16 protein-coding genes are annotated in these 17,613 nt (G+C 40.7%); 9 read left to right on the forward strand and 7 right to left on the reverse strand.

All coding sequences use genetic code 11. From position 1 onward, the window contains the following. Nucleotides 1-31 precede the first annotated feature (31 nt). Nucleotides 32-1,270, forward strand: a complete 1,239-nt coding sequence (locus ACHSBP_RS12710; RefSeq protein ID WP_395389028.1) for a serine hydrolase domain-containing protein — start codon at nt 32-34, stop codon at nt 1,268-1,270. 62 nt (nt 1,271-1,332) lie between these two features. Here the strand turns inward: ACHSBP_RS12710 and ACHSBP_RS12715 are convergent, their stop codons facing one another. The 4 genes from ACHSBP_RS12715 to ACHSBP_RS12730 form a co-directional block, all read right to left on the reverse strand. Further along, nucleotides 1,333-1,965: a LysE family translocator gene (locus ACHSBP_RS12715; RefSeq protein ID WP_395389029.1), complete on the reverse strand. Its 633-nt coding sequence runs from the start codon at nt 1,963-1,965 to the stop codon at nt 1,333-1,335. A 119-nt stretch (nt 1,966-2,084) separates the two neighbouring features. Next, on the reverse strand, nt 2,085-2,582 hold the full coding sequence (locus tag ACHSBP_RS12720) for an ATP-binding protein (protein WP_010558791.1): 498 nt from the start codon (nt 2,580-2,582) through the stop codon (nt 2,085-2,087). 25 nt (nt 2,583-2,607) lie between these two features. Further along, on the reverse strand, nt 2,608-2,844 hold the full coding sequence (locus tag ACHSBP_RS12725) for a helix-hairpin-helix domain-containing protein (RefSeq protein WP_010558790.1): 237 nt from the start codon (nt 2,842-2,844) through the stop codon (nt 2,608-2,610). A 58-nt stretch (nt 2,845-2,902) separates the two neighbouring features. Then, on the reverse strand, nt 2,903-3,706 hold the full coding sequence (locus tag ACHSBP_RS12730) for a DUF2071 domain-containing protein (protein ID WP_395389030.1): 804 nt from the start codon (nt 3,704-3,706) through the stop codon (nt 2,903-2,905). A 384-nt stretch (nt 3,707-4,090) separates the two neighbouring features. Here ACHSBP_RS12730 and ACHSBP_RS12735 point away from each other — a divergent pair, with 384 nt between their 5' ends. Continuing rightward, the gene (locus ACHSBP_RS12735) at nt 4,091-6,172 is read left to right on the forward strand and encodes a TonB-dependent siderophore receptor (RefSeq protein ID WP_395389031.1); all 2,082 of its coding nucleotides are present in this window, start codon (nt 4,091-4,093) and stop codon (nt 6,170-6,172) included. Nucleotides 6,173-6,388: 216 nt separating this feature from the next. Here the strand turns inward: ACHSBP_RS12735 and ACHSBP_RS12740 are convergent, their stop codons facing one another. After that, a complete protein-coding gene (locus ACHSBP_RS12740; RefSeq protein WP_395389032.1) occupies nt 6,389-7,300 on the reverse strand; it encodes a hypothetical protein in 912 nt (303 codons plus the stop codon). A 101-nt stretch (nt 7,301-7,401) separates the two neighbouring features. After that, nucleotides 7,402-8,364, reverse strand: coding sequence for an alpha/beta fold hydrolase (locus ACHSBP_RS12745; protein ID WP_395389033.1), 963 nt, complete (start codon nt 8,362-8,364; stop codon nt 7,402-7,404). Nucleotides 8,365-8,697: 333 nt separating this feature from the next. Between ACHSBP_RS12745 and yiaY the strand changes: the two genes are divergently transcribed. From yiaY to ACHSBP_RS12760, 3 genes are all read left to right on the forward strand, one after another. Then, nucleotides 8,698-9,846, forward strand: a complete 1,149-nt coding sequence (gene yiaY, locus ACHSBP_RS12750; protein WP_395389034.1) for an L-threonine dehydrogenase — start codon at nt 8,698-8,700, stop codon at nt 9,844-9,846. Between the two features lie 240 nt (nt 9,847-10,086). After that, nucleotides 10,087-10,320: a phage tail tube assembly chaperone gene (locus tag ACHSBP_RS12755; RefSeq protein WP_010558784.1), complete on the forward strand. Its 234-nt coding sequence runs from the start codon at nt 10,087-10,089 to the stop codon at nt 10,318-10,320. Between the two features lie 150 nt (nt 10,321-10,470). Continuing rightward, a complete protein-coding gene (locus ACHSBP_RS12760) occupies nt 10,471-11,367 on the forward strand; it encodes a hypothetical protein (protein ID WP_395389035.1) in 897 nt (298 codons plus the stop codon). A 51-nt stretch (nt 11,368-11,418) separates the two neighbouring features. Here ACHSBP_RS12760 and ACHSBP_RS12765 read toward each other — a convergent pair whose 3' ends face one another. Beyond that, complete coding sequence (locus ACHSBP_RS12765) at nt 11,419-13,386, reverse strand: LTA synthase family protein (protein WP_010558782.1); 1,968 nt, start codon at nt 13,384-13,386, stop codon at nt 11,419-11,421. A gap of 312 nt (nt 13,387-13,698) precedes the next feature. Between ACHSBP_RS12765 and ACHSBP_RS12770 the strand changes: the two genes are divergently transcribed. The 4 genes from ACHSBP_RS12770 to ACHSBP_RS12785 all read left to right on the forward strand — a co-directional run bounded on the left by ACHSBP_RS12770 (nt 13,699) and on the right by ACHSBP_RS12785 (nt 17,274). Further along, the gene (locus ACHSBP_RS12770; RefSeq protein ID WP_010558781.1) at nt 13,699-14,439 is read left to right on the forward strand and encodes a transporter substrate-binding domain-containing protein; all 741 of its coding nucleotides are present in this window, start codon (nt 13,699-13,701) and stop codon (nt 14,437-14,439) included. Nucleotides 14,440-14,522: 83 nt separating this feature from the next. Further along, entirely contained in the window at nt 14,523-15,272 is a 750-nt protein-coding gene (locus ACHSBP_RS12775) for a DUF805 domain-containing protein (RefSeq protein ID WP_395389037.1), read from the forward strand. An 82-nt stretch (nt 15,273-15,354) separates the two neighbouring features. Continuing rightward, nucleotides 15,355-16,377, forward strand: a complete 1,023-nt coding sequence (locus tag ACHSBP_RS12780) for a winged helix-turn-helix domain-containing protein (RefSeq protein WP_395389039.1) — start codon at nt 15,355-15,357, stop codon at nt 16,375-16,377. Nucleotides 16,378-16,515: 138 nt separating this feature from the next. Beyond that, nucleotides 16,516-17,274 carry a DsbC family protein gene (locus tag ACHSBP_RS12785; RefSeq protein WP_395389040.1) on the forward strand — a complete coding sequence of 253 codons (759 nt, stop codon included), beginning with the start codon at nt 16,516-16,518 and terminating at the stop codon, nt 17,272-17,274. Nucleotides 17,275-17,613: the final 339 nt, after the last annotated feature.

A 17,613-nucleotide genomic window follows, 5' to 3' on the forward strand; every position in this document is an offset into this window, starting at 1 on the left:
ACAAGGTAATGAAACAAAACAAGGATATGTTATGCGTTTAGTTAAAGTACTTATAAGCTTTATTGTACTCACTTTGAGTTGGAGTTGCGTTTGCCTTTATGGCGCATTAAATGGTTGGTGGTTAACACCGCTTGCCAAACAAGGTGATTCGGCCGCATTTATTGCCAGGGTTCAACAGCGCTTTTTAAACGAGGCAAAAGGCAATTTTGCCATGGTTATCATTGAAGATGGGCGGGTTTTGTTAAAACAATTCACACCATCAATAAATTCGGTAAATGGCGATACCCTCTTCCCTGTGGCGTCAATGAGCAAGTTATTTACCGCATATGGTGTGTATCAATTGGCACAACAAGGCGACATTGATTTAGATGCACCTATTTCTAATTACCTAACAGCAGCATGGCAATTGCCCGCATCCAGTTTCAATCATAATAAAATCACCTTGCGCAGTTTACTGTCCCATACCTCGGGGTTAACTGATGGCTTAGGCTTTGCCGACATTAGTAAAAGCCAGCCAATGCCTAGTTTAATTGAGTCATTAAACCACCCAAAAGGCGCACGCGGTGACGTTAAACTTGAAATCGGATTCGAACCAGCAACTCAGTGGCAATATTCGGGCGGCGGTTACCTAATTACAGAACATATCATCGAGAATGTGACTAAGATGTCATTTGAAGATTTTATGGCAAAAACCGTTTTCAGCCCGCTATCGATGTATCGCGCCAACTATGCATTTATCGAAACGCACAGTAATGTGGCCCACCCTTATGATTCGGCTGGCAACAAAGCGCCTTTTTATCAATATGTAAGCCCTGCCGCAACAGGGTTACTGGCTAGCACTAATGATCTTACTCAGTTTGTATTGGCCTTGCAGCAAACGGATAAACACACTAAAAATGCCATCAACACATTAACTAAACCTCTCGGTCATAAACTAGGAGCGCCAATTTGGGGCATGGGTGCAATGCTATATGCCCCGCTACCGGATGGTAAATTTATTCTCGGTCATGATGGCGCAAATGAGCCTGCAATTAACAGCGCACTTCGCCTCAATCCAACTAATCACGATGCAATCATTGTGTTAACCTCTGGCGGAGAAAACCTTGCAACCGCTATCGCATCTGAATGGACCTTTTGGCAAGCAGGTATACCCGACTTTTTAACCTTCGAACGCGCGATTCGCAGTGCCTTTTTACCCATAGGTTTAGGCGTAGTCGTAATTTTGCTCGCTCTTGCTCTCGTTTACCGAAAACGGGTTATCTCAACCTAAAGTGACGAGTAGAATACGTGACAGCATAGAGCATGGCTGGCACGTAAAACGTATTAAAACGATTACTTGGTGGCGTCACTGACCAGCACTTTACTGGCTAAGCCCACCAGTAGCACGCCGGAAATACCATCTAAAACACGGGTAAAACGCGCTGAATTTGCTCTTTTAAACAGCCAACTGCCCAATACCGCGTAAAGTAAATTACATGCCGTTGCTAATAGACTGAAAACACACCCCAATAACAGCAGCTGAAGCGCAACATCAGCAGACGATGTGTCGATAAATTGCGGTAAGAACGAGAGAAAAAATAGCGCTACTTTAGGATTTAAAACACTTACAATTATTCCTTGCAAAAATACATTGTCTGAAGCGCGTGATTTATCGTTTAGCACGACCTGACTTTCACCACGCCACACCGCGTAAAGTGACTTAATACCGAGGTAACATAAATACGCTGCTCCTAACACCTTAACTAGAGTAAATGCCAGTGCAGAGCTTAAAATTATCGCCGACAAACCAAGGCATGCAGCTAAGGTATGTGCAAAATAACCAACGCCCAGTCCCGTTGCCGCTTTTAATCCCGTTGTCATTTTACCTTTCATTGTGTTTGATACGATGTAAATCACATCGGGTCCGGGAATTAAATTTATTGCCAGGCAAGCAATAACGAATATAAGTAATGCGTTTAAATCCATATATTTTCCTATTCGTGTTTCTTAAGCGGTGTTATGTCAGGTTAATCTATGCTCGAGGGCTTAAATTAACACTCTTTTTCTTCAAGCTTAACGTAAAACTATCTTTTAAATTTAGTATGTTATTGCGCATTTTTATTTAGGACTATGTTAAGTCCTTCATTCTCTTTCGGGGGCTCAAAATATTGTGTCACATGATGAAACATTGCTTCCGTATCAAAGTGCGACCGCTCAGGTTCTGAGATACGGCGCTTGGCGATTTGTGCAAGGCACGTTGCATTACTCACATCTAGATAGATAACTTTATGTTGGCCATTAATTTCATCACTCAATGAACGTAACCAAGCGCGTTGCTTTACGGTATTCGCAGGAAAATCCATTACCACATGACTACCCGTTGCTAAAATACGCTGCACATGCGTTTTCACAAACGGTTTTATCAGATTTGCATAATGAATATAGTCATCAAACGACTTAATTTGCTCAGGGAAGTGCGCACTTAACCATTCATCTTCAGAAATCAACACTCCGTGCGTTTGCTTCGCTATAAGCTTTGCTTGAGTTGACTTGCCCGCTCCCATCTTGCCGCAAAAAAAGGTTAAATTACCAAGATTATTCATAAAACGTCCTGTAAAAAGCGTACGATTAAAGCGTTAACTTTGCGCGTTCAATTGCTGCTGCAATGGCCATTTTAGCCTGCGGGCTATTCTTCCAACAGCTCGTTCTTAACATTGAGGCGACCATTTGAGCAATATCATCAACACTGTATTGGGTTAATTCAGCAAATGAGTGAATGCCTATTTCTTCAAAGCGCTTTATTACGGTTGGCCCAACCCCTTTAACGGCAAGCAACGCCGCCTTTTCTTGGCTTGAAAATGCCATTACAACTCCTTGTAAACATCAAAATAAATTATTAAAAAATATCAGCTCTAGAAGGTTATTAACCCGAGTTCAGTTCGTTTATCACCGTTGGCGGCAGATAAATCGTAAATTCGTTGATAGGTTCGATTAAAACACTGTACGGCGACTGTTGCTCTTGGATATTTACCAAGTTTAAATCCGATAACAGCTTAAAGTTTGCAGATTTAAGCTGACCGGGTTTTACATGCAATTTGTCATGCCATACCCGATACGTGCCAAGCTTTTTATCACGACGATAATAAAAACCCGCGAGCGGATGGGTTAAATAAACCAGCGCTGATTCTGTATCTGGAAAGCCGGGGAAATTTAAACTATCGCGATCAGATTGGCTTAACTCAACCGATGCCGCAGCCCATTGGGAACGTGTTTCCATACGATATTGCTGGTACAAGCCTGTCGACTCATCAAAAATACAATCAAACCGAATATTGCCCGCATGCCATGGCAAATTCCACAAATAGCGCGGTACCGCTAAGGTCCATGAATCAAGCGTGGTGCCTAAAAACCACACACAACGCTCGCCCGTTTCACTATCAATAATGTAGATGCGGTAATTGGTTTGTCCCATAGTGAATTTGGGAAACGGAAACACTGCCGAGGTAAAGTCAACATCAATAAAGGGCACTACTGAGATGAGCGCCATCTGCTCGCCATTTAATTCAATGGTGTCGAGTAAAAAACGCTTTGGAAACAAGCCTGCAAATCGCTCTGCCGGCACCGCATACGTTATGATGGCAAAATGCTTTAAGCCACATAACACATCAATGCCTGTGGGTTTAGGTCGAGCGGTCAGATAATCCTTAAATTTACGTGAACTTTGCACGCTACCTCCTTGAAATTCTTACCTCGATTTATAACACGTTAATTACACTTGTGTCACTGCAATGTAGAAGCGGCTAAGAGTTTGACATAAAAGGCCTATATTTACGGTTCAAGTTTATAATCGCGAATACCTCGGGTCTGCCCACCTTTGCTGTTCTATTTTTGTTCTCTTTGAGCGTGCTTTTATCGCAGCGCTCGATGTGTGGCCTAGCAATCTAACTGCTGCAAAAACGAACTTGAAAGGTCAACAGACCCTAAAAACTAATTTCAGATTGGGTTTTGCTTAAGCCTTTTGGCATTTATGAAACACTATATCAAAACACACTTGCACCTTTTATCGCCACACGATACCATGCCGCCACCTCAAATCTAAATGATAACCATTATGAAATGGAATTTATTATTGTTTCCAGTCTTTGCATTGAGTGCATTGCTTAACACGCTCAATGCGTCAGAGTCCGATGACAATAAAACAATAGAAGTAATTGAAATTACAGCAGATCGCCCTAACAGTTATAGTGCTAAGTACGTGCAAGCAGGCACCTTTTTTAACGCTAATGTACTTGATACCGCATTAACAACGAACATAATCACAAAAGAGTTATTGGACGCACAACTCGCCAGCTCTTTAGCAGACACCATTAGAAACACTGCAGGCGTCAGCGCCGCGCAAATCAACACCACCATTTACAGTAACCTTAACATCCGTGGTATTCGACTTGATCCCACCACCAATTATCGTCTTAATGGCATATTACCCATTGCCAATTACGTGCAAACGCCAATGGAGAACAAATACCGCGTTGAAGTACTTAAAGGAGCGGCTGGCTTGTATTACGGTTTCGGCTCTCCCGCCGGAATTGTAAATTTAGTAACTGAACGTGCATCTCAAGACCAAATTGCGGGGTCGTTGTTTGCAAATCAACACGGTACCTATGGCGCATCACTCGATATTAGTAAGATGTTTGACGATGCCGGTGTGCGTGTAAACTTAGTTGCGGCAGACGAAGAAATCGGCATTGAAAGAACATCAGGCGAGCGCCAATTCGCGTCAGTTGGTTATCATTTTGATATTAATGACAAACTACGTTTTGAATTTGATGGTGAGTATATTGCCCGCGACATTACCGAGCCGACCCAATATTATTTACTTGCAAATCAAGATGGTTCTCTCTCGCTCCCTCCTTTACTCGATACAGATATCAATCACGGTGCTGAATGGTTTAAAGCAGAAACAACAGCGCATAACCTACTCGGAAAATTAAGCTACGCAATCACACCGAATTTACACATTAATATGTCACTTGGGCGTGCTTATGCAGACACAACGCGTCGTTATTCTGCTTTTTTTGGTTATGATATTGAAACAGGTGGTGATGGGTTAGTCAGTTTATCTACATTTCCTAATACTGAGTACGAAAACAACATCGCCGATGTAAAACTTACCAGCAGCTTTACGTTATTGGGCACTTATAATCAATGGGTTATGGGTGCAAGCTGTCGTGAAAATGAGTCGATTATTGCTGATCGTGTGCGCCAAGGTAAGTGGGCGCAAAATTTGTATCATCCTATCGATATAGCAAAACTGGCAACACCGCCCAGAAGTATCAAGAACACCATTGAAAAAACCGATATCGGTTACTTTTTAAATCTGAAAACGCACTTTAATGAGCAATGGCAAACCACCTTAGGTTATCGCTATGCCGATTATAAAAATACCAGCGACTTTGCTCATTACGATGACACCGAAGACACACTTTCAGGCAGTGTGATATACAAACCTCAGCCAAACTTTGCGTTTTATACAAGTTACATTGAGGGGCTTGAAGAAGGCGGTATCGCCCAAGGAATTGCGAAAAATGCAGGGGAAGTATTGCCCGCAGCATTAAGTGAACAATGGGAATACGGTGTCAAATTTGAAACATCACAACAACTGCTGCTAACACTCGCTTATTTTGATATCGACCGCGCATCTGCATTTATTCACCCCGAAACTGAGTTTTTTGTGCAAGATGGTCGTGCAAACTATGCGGGCGTTGAATTAAGTGCCTCAGGCGGCATAACTGAAGGCTGGTCCGTTTACACCACCGCAAGTTATATTGATGCAGAGCAGCAAAAGTCTTCCAGCGCGCAACTAAACGGCAACGCAATTGAAAACACACCAAAGACCACGGCATCGATATTTACCACATACCAATTAAATAGTGTGCCGGGGTTAAGCCTATCATTCGGTGCCTATTACACGGGTAGCCGCTATGTTGATGCGCTTAATTCAGCAAGTGCCAACGCATACACACTATTTGATGCAGGGATAAACTACCAATTGAATCTTCGCAATCATGATGTAGCGATTAGTCTTTACGTTCAAAATATTGCAGACAAAGCTTATTGGGCGGCAACGGGGTCTAGACTACTGGCACAAGGTCACCCTAGAACAATCAAATTTGAGCTAAAAACAGCGTTTTAGTAACCAAAAATAAGCAAAATGGTGTGGCCACTTTGCTTATTTTATACCAATTCTGTTAAGTATGTGATCACAGATAGCGCTGGATAAATGAAATGCTAACAAGGCGGAATTTTTCTTATGTAGTTGTTCTACATTGATAAATTCTAACGCAGTTAGCATGATATATAGCCCGCTAGGATGATCAGCTATTTAAGTGAATTGGTATGATTGCAGCTGTTAGCTAAAATGTACTCCGGTGATGTCATATTCGCCAATGTATCGCTCACCGTACATATCAGCAAAGAAAAACTCCATCTCGACTTTGTGCCTGCCTTGATGGTTGAGTAGCTCGATTACATAAAAGGTTTTTTTGGGGCCGGAATAGGTTTTAAGATCGCTCGATTGCACTATTTTGAAATCGCTCGGATTACCTATCTTATCAAAATATTCATAAAGCACATTTAAGCCTCGCGAATAAATGTCTATTTCTCGTTTGCTTGCATTGGGAATGTGCTGCGCCATCAAAAATGCAGTATTTTGGCTATTAATCGCATCAATAAATTGGCTAATTAACTGCTGATACTCAACAGGCGGTACAACTTTAACCTTTGTTGCTAACGCTTTTAACTTATCCGACGGCGGCATAATGCGATTTTGATACACCGTGAAATCACGTGAGTAAGCAACAAAATTCAAATAGCTTTCTAGGCTTTTTTGGTATTGGTTGTGAAATTGTTTAAAATCTTCCGCTAGGTTATTTTCCAAATCTAAGTAAAAATCATAACCAGCTTGTCCAGTTAAATGAAGAATATCTCTATGATCAATGAGTAAGCCAAATAACAATGCATTAAAATCAATCACATTGTCTTGTTGGTTAAATAAAACCAGATCACTTGACCAGGTTTTATTACCTTTTTTTATTTCAAGCACATAATCTTTAAAGGGTGCTTGGCTGCCAAATTCTAGGTGTATTTGGTTAGATTGAAACGGAATAGACTCAGATTTGAAAAATTTTTCGCGTAAATGTAACTGAAAACCTTCGCTTGCTTTAGCAAACTCAGCTGACTTTTGCACTAGGGTCGTCTGTGACGAATGCACCTTAGTAACAAACATAATAAGTACGGTAACAATCAGTAGCTTAATTTTCATTATCACTCCTTGATAACTTGCACATGCGCTTTGATAGTATAAAAATCAATCGGCAAAATAAAGCCTTAACCGTTAAATTTGCATCTATCATTAATTGTCTGTTACACAGTTACTTTGTTTAGAAACGAAATGACAGCGTGATTGAACACATTTGGCTGCTCCCATTGCAATGCATGTCCAGCTTCTGCCACCACTAAGGTTTCACAACCTGGTAATTGCCTTGCTGCTGCGCGCATCAGAGCAGGCGGTTGATACAGATCTGCGCCGCCTGTTAGTAAGAATATAGGTAAATTAAGATCCCGTAGCTTTTGCCATGTGATGGTATTCTTATCTTTCTGACGATTTCTAAGACCGGGCTCTTTCGCCTGTTTTTCCATCGCTATCCACGCTTTTACGCCCTCAGGGTGGGCAAAGCGATACGACGGACCCAACTCTTTAAATTCAGGCGGCAAATCGGCAAACCCTTTCGACAAAATAAAATCTGAACGGGTATCAAGACCCTTATCCCACATGCCCAACAAACTGCATGCTATGGTGATACTTAACAACCTGTCTGTAAATGAAACAGCAAAATCAGTAACTGTAAAACCACCAGCTGCTAAGCCAACAATATGAAATTTACCAATGTTTAAATGGTTAATCAGCGCAAGTAAATCATCGGCATCGGTACTAGGCTGCTCAGCCGATTTAATTGGCGAGCCTTGATGGCCGCGCCTTGAATATGCGATGGTTCTAAACCCAGCTTGCGCAAATGCATCTTGTTGATAAGGCCATGAATAAGCACTGCCCCGCCCTGGATGCACCAAAACAACTACGGGTCCGTTGCCACCGGTATCCCAATAGTAAATTCCTTGTTCATTTGACACCTGAAATACACCTTCTTTTGCAGGTCCATGCTTAGGCACCGGCAAAAATGGCGCTTCGTCAAAACTGTTCGATACTAGGCCGCAATTTTCTTTTGCATTTACTTTTGAGGATAGCGCCAAAGATGCGCCAAGCGTGCCAACCGCAACGCTTTTTATAAACTGGCGTCGTGACGTTCCTTGCTGAATATGGTCTGCCATTATTATGTGTTCCCTTTTTATTATTGTGTACTATTTAAACGCCACCGGTTTTCAATAAACAAGCCAGATACGATAAAACAATGCGTAAACGAGATAGAATCGTTAAATGTAATAAAACGTGTCATAACATACTGAAGTTTGATTATTTTTTCTGTCACTTTTTATTTTTCAGCCACTCTAAATAACTCAAATAAACGCCGATACAAGTGCATTAGATTAAAGTCTAAGTGTTCTAAGCGCGGTATTTGTTTTAAATCAAAAAGGCGAAAGGTTTCGCATGTGACAATCACCGTCGCAATAAAGTAACTCTCACTAAATAAAGGACAAATCATTATGACTACTGCATTTTATATTCCTACCGTTAACTTAATGGGTGCAGGTTGTTTAAAAGATGCCGCTGATAATATTCAAGCAAAAGGATTTAAAAAAGGGCTTATCGTAACCGATAAAATCCTGAACCAAATTGGTGTTGTTGAAAAAGTTCAGTCGCTGCTTAACGAGCGCGATGTCGCAACGGCGGTATTTGATGGTACCCAGCCAAACCCTACCGTTAGCAATGTAAACGATGGCCTAAGTATTTTAAAAGACAATGATTGCGACTTTGTAATTTCACTTGGCGGCGGTTCGCCACATGATTGCGCAAAAGGCATTGCGCTTGTTGCTGCAAATGGCGGCAAGATTGGCGACTATGAAGGGGTCGACCAATCAGCAAAACCAATGTTACCGCTTGTCGCAATTAATACAACAGCCGGTACAGCTTCAGAAATGACGCGTTTTTGTATTATTACCGATGAAGAGCGCCACATTAAAATGGCCATTGTTGATAAACACACCACGCCGTTAGTATCGGTTAACGATCCTGAGCTAATGCTGGCAAAACCTGCCTCGCTTACTGCCGCAACCGGTATGGACGCGCTTACCCATGCAATTGAAGCGTATGTATCAATTGCTGCAACGCCAATCACTGATGCTGTTGCAATTAAAGCAATTGAACTTATTCAAACACATTTGCGCGAAGCGGTGAATAATGGCGAGAACATTGAAGCACGTGAACAAATGGCCTATGCGCAATTTATGGCAGGCATGGCGTTTAACAATGCATCACTTGGTTATGTACACGCGATGGCGCACCAGCTTGGCGGTTTTTACGATCTGCCTCACGGTGTATGTAACGCAATCTTATTACCACACGTACAACGTTTTAACGCTAAAGCGGTTCCAGGTCGCTTGCGTGATGTTGCAAAAGCAATGGGCGTTGATGTGAGCAATTTAAGCGAACAACAAGGTGCAGATGCAGCAATTGACGCAATTGTTAGCTTAGCCAGTGATGTTGGTATTCCATCCGGTATTGAGCAATTAGGCGCAAAAGCTGACGATATTCCTACACTTACTGAAAATGCGCTAAAAGATGCCTGCGGATTTACTAACCCAATACAAGCTACATCTGAAGAAATTGCAGAGATATTCCGCGCTGCAATGTAGTGATAACGCGATAACTCCTTAAAAAATAAAAAGGTTAGCATTCGCAGCTAACCTTTTTTCTTGCCTTAATAATAATGTTGCTTGGCTATCTAATCTAGCGCGTGTTGCTCTTTACGTTCTGCATAAATGCAAAATAAATTTTACCTTTACGACAATTATTTATCGTTTTACTTAAAACAAAAATAGCCCTAATTTGTCGGTGTTAAAAATATCAATCCAGTTAATTGAAAAAGGGTAAATATGAAGATTTTTTTAATGGTATTGGCATTAGCAAGCACTGTAGTTTGGGCAAGCGAAGAACAAGCGAGCGTAGAAACAGTGAAAGATTCTTATGAATTCTGCCTAGATATGGCTGAAGAAGAAGAGAATAAAGACAGCGCCGTGCTATTTTGCGTAAACGATGAATTAAAATCTCTTGGTTACAAAGGGTTTGATTCATTACAAGCAATCAAAAGCTTTATTAAAGCAGATTAAGCGTTAACCGCTAACACACATGATACAGACGAATAAAGGCCAGCATTTGCTGGCCTTTTTGTTTTTTAAGCTTTTGTTTCGTCAAAAAATATTGCAACCTTTTAAAAACAATTTGCGACTTAGTTAAAAACAACAGCTAAACAAACAACTATGAACAAATTTTTACTCGCACTTTGTACACTCGCTATTACCTTTTCAACAAACGCTAGCGCCGTACCAGCCAGCATTTTTGATATTTCGATAAGTGAATCATTTGATTCATCTCTAACTAAATTACAAGAAAATTGCCAAACAAAAGTGCGCGTTTTGTCTAACTTACCAGTGCGCTTTCCACTCGCAAAACACACAGAGCAACATTTAGTATGTGACATTGTAAAACACGGCGGAAAGGCTGCTATTGTAATTGCCGACGGTAAGGTTGCGCACATTAACACAAATAATATCAGTGAAAGCGCCGTTACCGGCTTAAGCGATAAATATGCTGAGTACTTAGCGTATCAAGCACACAGCAATCATTTATTGTGGTTAAATACAGACATCAACAGTGCTACCTTAATCGGGCAGGATGCGCTTCACCCAAATTTATTTGTTTGGTCAAACCCATATATCAACAATAACCAGCAAAGTGAGGTTACGTTAAATACCTTACTTAAATTTGGTGCGTCAATTGATGCGCTTATGCCCATATTTGAAAAGCACTGCCAACCGCTGGTGATTCAAGACACTAAACCCTGGTTGTTAACCAAGCCTAATGCGCAAAAACAAGTTAACTGTTTTAATTTTTCGGCATTTGGTTTTCCGCGCAAAATTGAAGCCGTATTCGGTGATAACCACCTAGAACTCGCTTGGATTTTAACTGCAAGCGCTGAACAAACACGTGTGGCGCAATCACTTAGCAACACCTACGGCAAAGCAATATTTGAAAATGCTCAGTGGCAGGCATATCAAAATGGTGAAATTTATTTACGCAAAGACAAGCCAGAGGTCTTAGCAATATCAAAAAGGCTTATTCCTCTTATCAAAGAAAAATACGCAATTACGTTTTAAAACAAAACACCGCATGTGATTCGTGTGCCAATTAGCTTACCTTGACGCTAACTAATTGGCATGCCAGCCATTTTGATATGCTAAACTGCCCCAAAGCGCATGTGCCAACGCCACTTTCGCCTCATTATGATCGAGTGGTTTTTCACTCATATAATTATCTGCGCTATTAAAATCGAACATTTTCGGTTTTTTCCCTGGCTGCAAAATGGTGATACCTTTATTACTGTAGTAGGCAAAATTATCCGCATACTGCATTAATGCCCTGCCAGTTGTGGTACTTTGTGTTAAATCGCGCCCAATCATAGGCGATTGATTAGTTACCCCCATTAATGACAGCAAGGTTGGCGCTAAATCAATTTGGCTAGCAATGGCTTTATAGCTCTGATTATCAAACTCACTGTTTAAAATAATCGCTGGAATATGAAAATTGTTTACCGGCACTAGAGCCTGACCTAACGCGCGAGCATCGTGGTCAGCAACAATCAAAAACAGCGTATTTTGCCAATACGATTGGGTTTTTGCTGTATTAATAAACTCACCTAAGGCCAAGTCTGCATATTGAATTGCTTTATGTCTTGCGCGCTCTTTATCATCATACTGAGCAAGCTGAGATGGTGTGTAATCAAACGGTTTTATCGCCTCGTTCGGAATTTCAAATGGATCATGATTGCTTGAAGTGAAAATCAGGCTAAAAAACGGTTTTTCTTGTAACGCCAGCTTATTAAGCTCTGTATTCGCTTGTGTGAACACATCTTGGTCACTTGCACCCCAAGAGCCGACAAAATTTAGCTTATCAATATCATCAAAATCCACAATTGTTTGAAAGCCATTGCCGAGAAAAAAGCTTTTCATATTGTCAAAGTGGCTTTCACCGCCATAAATAAACTGCGTGTTGTAACCTTCAGATTGCAACAAACTTGCAAGTGTAAAAAAACCTTTCTGTGACTTGTCTAACTTAACCACCGCCCTTGCAGGCGTCGGCGTAAAGCCAGTAACAACGGCCTCAATGCCACGTACAGATCGCGTGCCCGTTGCATAAAGCTTGTCAAACCCCCATCCCTGTTGATACAAACTGTCGATATTAGGTGTCAGTGGCAAGCCGTTTAAACGTTTAACATACTGGGCGCCGAGGCTTTCTTCTAAAATGATCACCAAATTCTTTTTCGCACCTAGGTAGCTAGGTTGCTGTATTTTAAACAATGGATTATTCGGTAAAGTAAAAGCCGATGTTGGTAAGCCTGTTTCTTGACGAACAATGTTTATAACCTCGCGCTCAGGCATCGCGCCATATAGTTTGCTCGCATTTTTTTCATTTAGCAGCGCTTTAACTGCATGGAATACACTATAGGTGGAATTAAGCGTTAGCGAATTCACTAGCGCATCATTTGAAAAAAACACATACGCGGGATTGATAGGTCGGTGTCCCAACGTGCCACGTGCAAACAGTATAAGTGCAGCAAGTAACAGTAAAATAGCGACGAGTTTAACCTTTGCTGTAGCGTGAGTTTGCCCAGTAGTTTTAAACACAAAATAATTGGCTAGCGGCAGCACAATTAACTTAATTGCAGCGACCAATAAAATAAGTGTTACAAAAACAGCGGCAGAATGCCCGCTCATCAACATTGAAAACACTTCTTTTGGATACACCAAATATTCCACAAACAAACGATTTGGTCGCAAGCCATACTCTTCTATGAACATGGGTGTTGCCATTTCTAAAAACACCAAGATTGTTAGAATTAGCACTAAGTAGCTTTTAAGACATGCTAGCCATATTGGTTTTAGCGCTTTAATACTTAATGCAAGCGGTGAGATAAGTGCAGGGATAAGCAGTAAATAACCCAACGTACTTAAATCAATGCGTAATCCACCAATTAATAAATTTAACAACGCGTTGGGGTTTGAAAAGTGTTGATACTGCCAAAGGCTAAAGCCCAAACGAAAAGTGCTAAGTACACCTAGCACACACAAAGTTAATACCAAATACGGCATTAGATGTTTTTTAAGATCTGTCAGCATTATTAATCTCAGCTGTTACTACCTAGAGCGTTCTATTTGTTAGACCTTAAACGGCAATACTTAAGAAAAGCTTAAGAAACGGTTTGCTGCAGCTTATTGCTAAAATAACCTTGTTAACGTAAGGCAAAGGCAATTAGCTGTGTGAAAGCTGAACAATATCGCTATTAAATGCAATTTCTTTGATGTAGCGCTAATTCTTAAACGCAAACGCGGTTAATTTTTAGCGCGCATTAAACTATAATTTGTGTCGCTAATTACCTTTTACTCGCGTTCTCTTTGCGCTGCACCTTTTTGACTACCGACTTGTAAATAATGACTACGTTTCTTTTCCGCTTTGCTATGGTTTTTTTGCTAACAGTTTTTACCTACACCGCGACTGCACAAACGGGGAATAATATTAAATGTGGTATGGCGACAGGCTATCCGCCTTTTCAGTTTATCGAGAATAACCAACCCACTGGCTTTGATTACGATGTGCTGACGCGTGTGTTACAGCAAGTTAATCAAGAACTGTATTTAGTTGCAGATACATGGGATGAGGTAGTAAACCACTTACGTTTTGCCGAGCTTGATTGCGTCACTGGAATGGAAATCAATCCGCTGCGAGAAAAGTACTTTGATTTCACCATACCCTATTATTTTCGCTACACCACAGTGTTTGTAAAAGAAGACAGTAAAGACATTGAAATTGTACGTGACCTCTACGGAAAAAAAATTAGCGGCGACAAACACTCGCTCACCGAAACCATATGGCAAGAAAAGCATATAAAAGATAACTTTCGTTTAATCCAAACTGAGTCAAAAGAGCAAGCGATGTTAATGCTTGCCAACGGTGAAACTACCGCTGCTATTATGCCGCGTTCAGTGGGGCTGTACCTCGCTAAACAGTACGGTGTTAAAGTTAAAATTGTGCAATCAAATTATCGCGGTACCCCCGTTGCCATTGCGGTCAGAAAAGGCAACAAAGTACTGCTCGACAAACTGAATTCAGCGCTTCAAACACTGCTTTCGTCAGGCCAGTTAGACACCTTGCAATCTAATTACCAAGACTAATTTAACAATTGATTTAATTGACAAAATTTATTTAAAGCGTAGCCTAACGCCACATTTTATTTAAAATCACTACAAGGACTGTAATGAACTGCTCTCATGCGCTTTATTGTGTGGAAGACTTCCTTCAAATTGCTTACTTACTTTCAAATCCTATCTTTGCTAGTGGCATCGTAATTCTTGCTTTTATGCTTCGCAATATTCCAGGTCGCCCTTGGCTAATTAGTTTTGCTGCGCTGTCGTTATTTTCGAGCGTGTTTTATTCTGCTATTCAAATTGCGCAATATACATTATGGGGCGATTTACTTTATTTATACAAACATTATAACGATACGATGAGCGTATTAAATTTATTAAAATTTAATATTTTATTTCCCTGCTTTTTACTTAATTTATGGACTCTAAAAAATCTAAACATACCAATTCATACCTTGTTCTTTTCGTGGCGAGGACGTGCTACTCGAAGCATGTTTTGGGGTATATCGCTGCTTTACGTAGTATTATGCTTAGGGTTATTTAACGTATTAAATAATTTCTTTAAATCCAATTCTAGCCTGCCCGTTTACGCTGAAGCGATTTTTTTCTTAGTATTCTTTTTCACCCTGTGTGTGATTTCCTGGATGACCTTAATGATTCACATAAAGCGTTGGCACGATTGTAATCAGTCGGGTTGGATGATGTTTTTGAGTCTGATCCCTGTGATTGGTCCTATCGGTTGTATGTTATACCTAGGTTTCGCCAAAGGAACCGATTCGGAAAATAAATATGGCCACCCAGTTTCAGTAGGTGCTGGCGTTACCAATAACCCTGTACCTAATGAAATAAATAACGGGTAAAAATAGAGCAGCGGTTGCCTTAACCTTGCTTTATCTTTATAACACTAAAGAAAAAACAAACAGATGCTGTTAAGGACTATTTATGGCTATTTATCAATTTCTCGATTTCACGTTTTGCGCAACAACATTTGCCTTAACGCAATCAGGTAAAGAAAAGCCGATTCGCCCTAAAACTGCACAAGCACTGCTGTTTTTTTTAACACAGCCAGAGCAATTAATATCAAAACACGCATTGTTTAAGGCACTGTGGCAAAGTGAAGACGTGCAAGACTATCGCCTTTTCCAAGTGATCAGTGAATTGCGTAAACTGGCACCAGAGCAACACCTTATTCGCACTCAACCTAATCAAGGTTATATTTGGCAAGCCACGGTAACACAGGTAACGCCGGTTCAAAGAGCACAGCTGCCTTGGCGCGCCATTGCTGCCGGCCTAACCTTAATAATATCAACAATTACCAGTGCTATGTGGGTATCACATAACGATACACCGCCTACAACAAATTTATTGCCGGCAATGAGCAGCTACTCAAATGCGCTAATCGCTTTTCAAAAAAGTGATTTGGAGGTTGCCGAAAAGTGGCTTAACTTTAGTTTGCAAGAAAACCCCCACTCCATAGAGGCGCAACTATTGCTCGCTGAAGTAAAATTACACAAAAAAGAGCTCACTCAAGCAAATCAGCTTGCGTTTAAGATTATTAATCAAACGCCAACTTCAGATTATTATCGTACGCAAGCACTCGACCTATTAAGTCGTATATCATTCGAAAACAGTGAAATAAATGATGCTCTCAACTATGCAATTGAAAGTAAAGCACTGCTTAATTCAAGTTTAGCCGTGTGCAGCAGTGAAGTAGTCAATCAGCGTATTGCGACGATTATCACCAACAAACCAGCAACTGCAAGCACAACTCAGCATAACCCCGTTAACAGAGAATCACTTATTGCAACAATAGTGACAAATAACAAGCAGCAAGCCAACACAGAGCAAAATGCTGAACACTTAGCGCTTTGCCACCAACTAAATCAGCCAACCAGTTTTAATTTCTCAAATAGCACCTTGCATAATGATATTTTGGGCTTACGACCACGCACTATGCGCAGCTAAAACCTCCTTGCGAGAAAACTATAACTTATTAATATTAAATAAATTATAGCTATTTATAGATGATTATAGATAGTTTTAAATGCGTCGAACGCGGTGACCTTGTAAGTTGGCCTAATCCAATTTTAATAGGCTAATTATATGCAATCAGTTAATCGAATTATCGCGTTATTATTCACACTTTCACTCTTTTTTTGCGCCGCGTTTGTGCACTCACAAACAGTGCAACCACTTGAAAATAATCACTCGACTCTTGCAGCGGTAAAACAAAAGTTGTTTGATTTACTCGGTGAAAATACACAGTTTTCCGTCGAGCCCTATAACAATGAGCTCCGCTTAGTCACAACACAAAACCATACGTTTTTCGCAAGTCCCGATGGTAAATATTTATATTTAGGACAAGTTATCGACACCGAAAGCAAAATAGATCTAACTGAACTAGTAAAGCAGCAGCAACGTGTAACACTTATCAAAACCTTGCCTAGAGATGCACTACTAAGCTATCAAGCAAGTAACGAACAGCATGTCATCACGATTTTTACCGATATCGATTGCCCATTTTGCCGCAAATTGCATGGAAAAATTGAGGAACTCAATCGCCAAGGCGTTACGATTGACTATGTAATGATCCCACGAGGCAAAGTCGGCAGCAGCGCATTTGAAAAAACCGCCGCCGCTCTGTGTGCACGCAATCCACAAGAAGCCATGAACCAAGCAATGCAAGTTGGCCACTACCAAGGTAATGTTACAAACGTCTGTGAGAATAACTTAGTTACACAGCAACAGCTGGCACAGCGATTTGGCTTTAGTGCAACGCCTACTATCTTGCTACAAAATGGTGAAGCCATTTCGGGATTAATCAAAACCGATGAGTTGCTACAGCGATTAGCAGATATTTAGCTCTTTCACTTTGTTATGTTGCTGTACCACATTATAAATTGAGGGTCTATTGAACCCTCACTCCCCATTGCAGTTCGGTTTATAAACACATTGTGTGTAATACCATCATCTAATCATAAAACCACAACATAGTGCCGTTTTTTGCTTTCAAACCCAGCTTGTACCGATTTACAATATGCCTTGTGCACCACTGAGCAATGTAAAACTTACAAATTGCGACTTTTTTACCGAGTAACTCTTTACACAGTTATTATTAAAAAGCTAAGAAGCCTTATTAATCCATTGAAATATAAATGAAAAATAATAGGCATAAAATTTGTAAGCAAGTTCGTAAAAAAG

Source organism: Pseudoalteromonas sp. XMcav1-K (assembly GCF_044005875.1).
Lineage (GTDB): Bacteria > Pseudomonadota > Gammaproteobacteria > Enterobacterales > Alteromonadaceae > Pseudoalteromonas > Pseudoalteromonas spongiae.

Bases quoted from the DNA above. Each gene is read 5' to 3' on its own strand.
- ACHSBP_RS12710 (WP_395389028.1), top strand. From the start codon at position 32: ATGCGTTTAGTTAAAGTACTTATAAGCTTTATTGTACTCACTTTGAGT.
- ACHSBP_RS12715 (WP_395389029.1), bottom strand. From the start codon at position 1,965: ATGGATTTAAACGCATTACTTATATTCGTTATTGCTTGCCTGGCAATA.
- ACHSBP_RS12720 (WP_010558791.1), bottom strand. From the start codon at position 2,582: ATGAATAATCTTGGTAATTTAACCTTTTTTTGCGGCAAGATGGGAGCG.
- ACHSBP_RS12725 (WP_010558790.1), bottom strand. From the start codon at position 2,844: ATGGCATTTTCAAGCCAAGAAAAGGCGGCGTTGCTTGCCGTTAAAGGG.
- ACHSBP_RS12735 (WP_395389031.1), top strand. From the start codon at position 4,091: ATGAAATGGAATTTATTATTGTTTCCAGTCTTTGCATTGAGTGCATTG.
- ACHSBP_RS12740 (WP_395389032.1), bottom strand. From the start codon at position 7,300: ATGAAAATTAAGCTACTGATTGTTACCGTACTTATTATGTTTGTTACT.
- ACHSBP_RS12745 (WP_395389033.1), bottom strand. From the start codon at position 8,364: ATGGCAGACCATATTCAGCAAGGAACGTCACGACGCCAGTTTATAAAA.
- yiaY (WP_395389034.1), top strand. From the start codon at position 8,698: ATGACTACTGCATTTTATATTCCTACCGTTAACTTAATGGGTGCAGGT.
- ACHSBP_RS12755 (WP_010558784.1), top strand. From the start codon at position 10,087: ATGAAGATTTTTTTAATGGTATTGGCATTAGCAAGCACTGTAGTTTGG.
- ACHSBP_RS12760 (WP_395389035.1), top strand. From the start codon at position 10,471: ATGAACAAATTTTTACTCGCACTTTGTACACTCGCTATTACCTTTTCA.
- ACHSBP_RS12765 (WP_010558782.1), bottom strand. From the start codon at position 13,386: ATGCTGACAGATCTTAAAAAACATCTAATGCCGTATTTGGTATTAACT.
- ACHSBP_RS12770 (WP_010558781.1), top strand. From the start codon at position 13,699: ATGACTACGTTTCTTTTCCGCTTTGCTATGGTTTTTTTGCTAACAGTT.
- ACHSBP_RS12775 (WP_395389037.1), top strand. From the start codon at position 14,523: ATGAACTGCTCTCATGCGCTTTATTGTGTGGAAGACTTCCTTCAAATT.
- ACHSBP_RS12780 (WP_395389039.1), top strand. From the start codon at position 15,355: ATGGCTATTTATCAATTTCTCGATTTCACGTTTTGCGCAACAACATTT.
- ACHSBP_RS12785 (WP_395389040.1), top strand. From the start codon at position 16,516: ATGCAATCAGTTAATCGAATTATCGCGTTATTATTCACACTTTCACTC.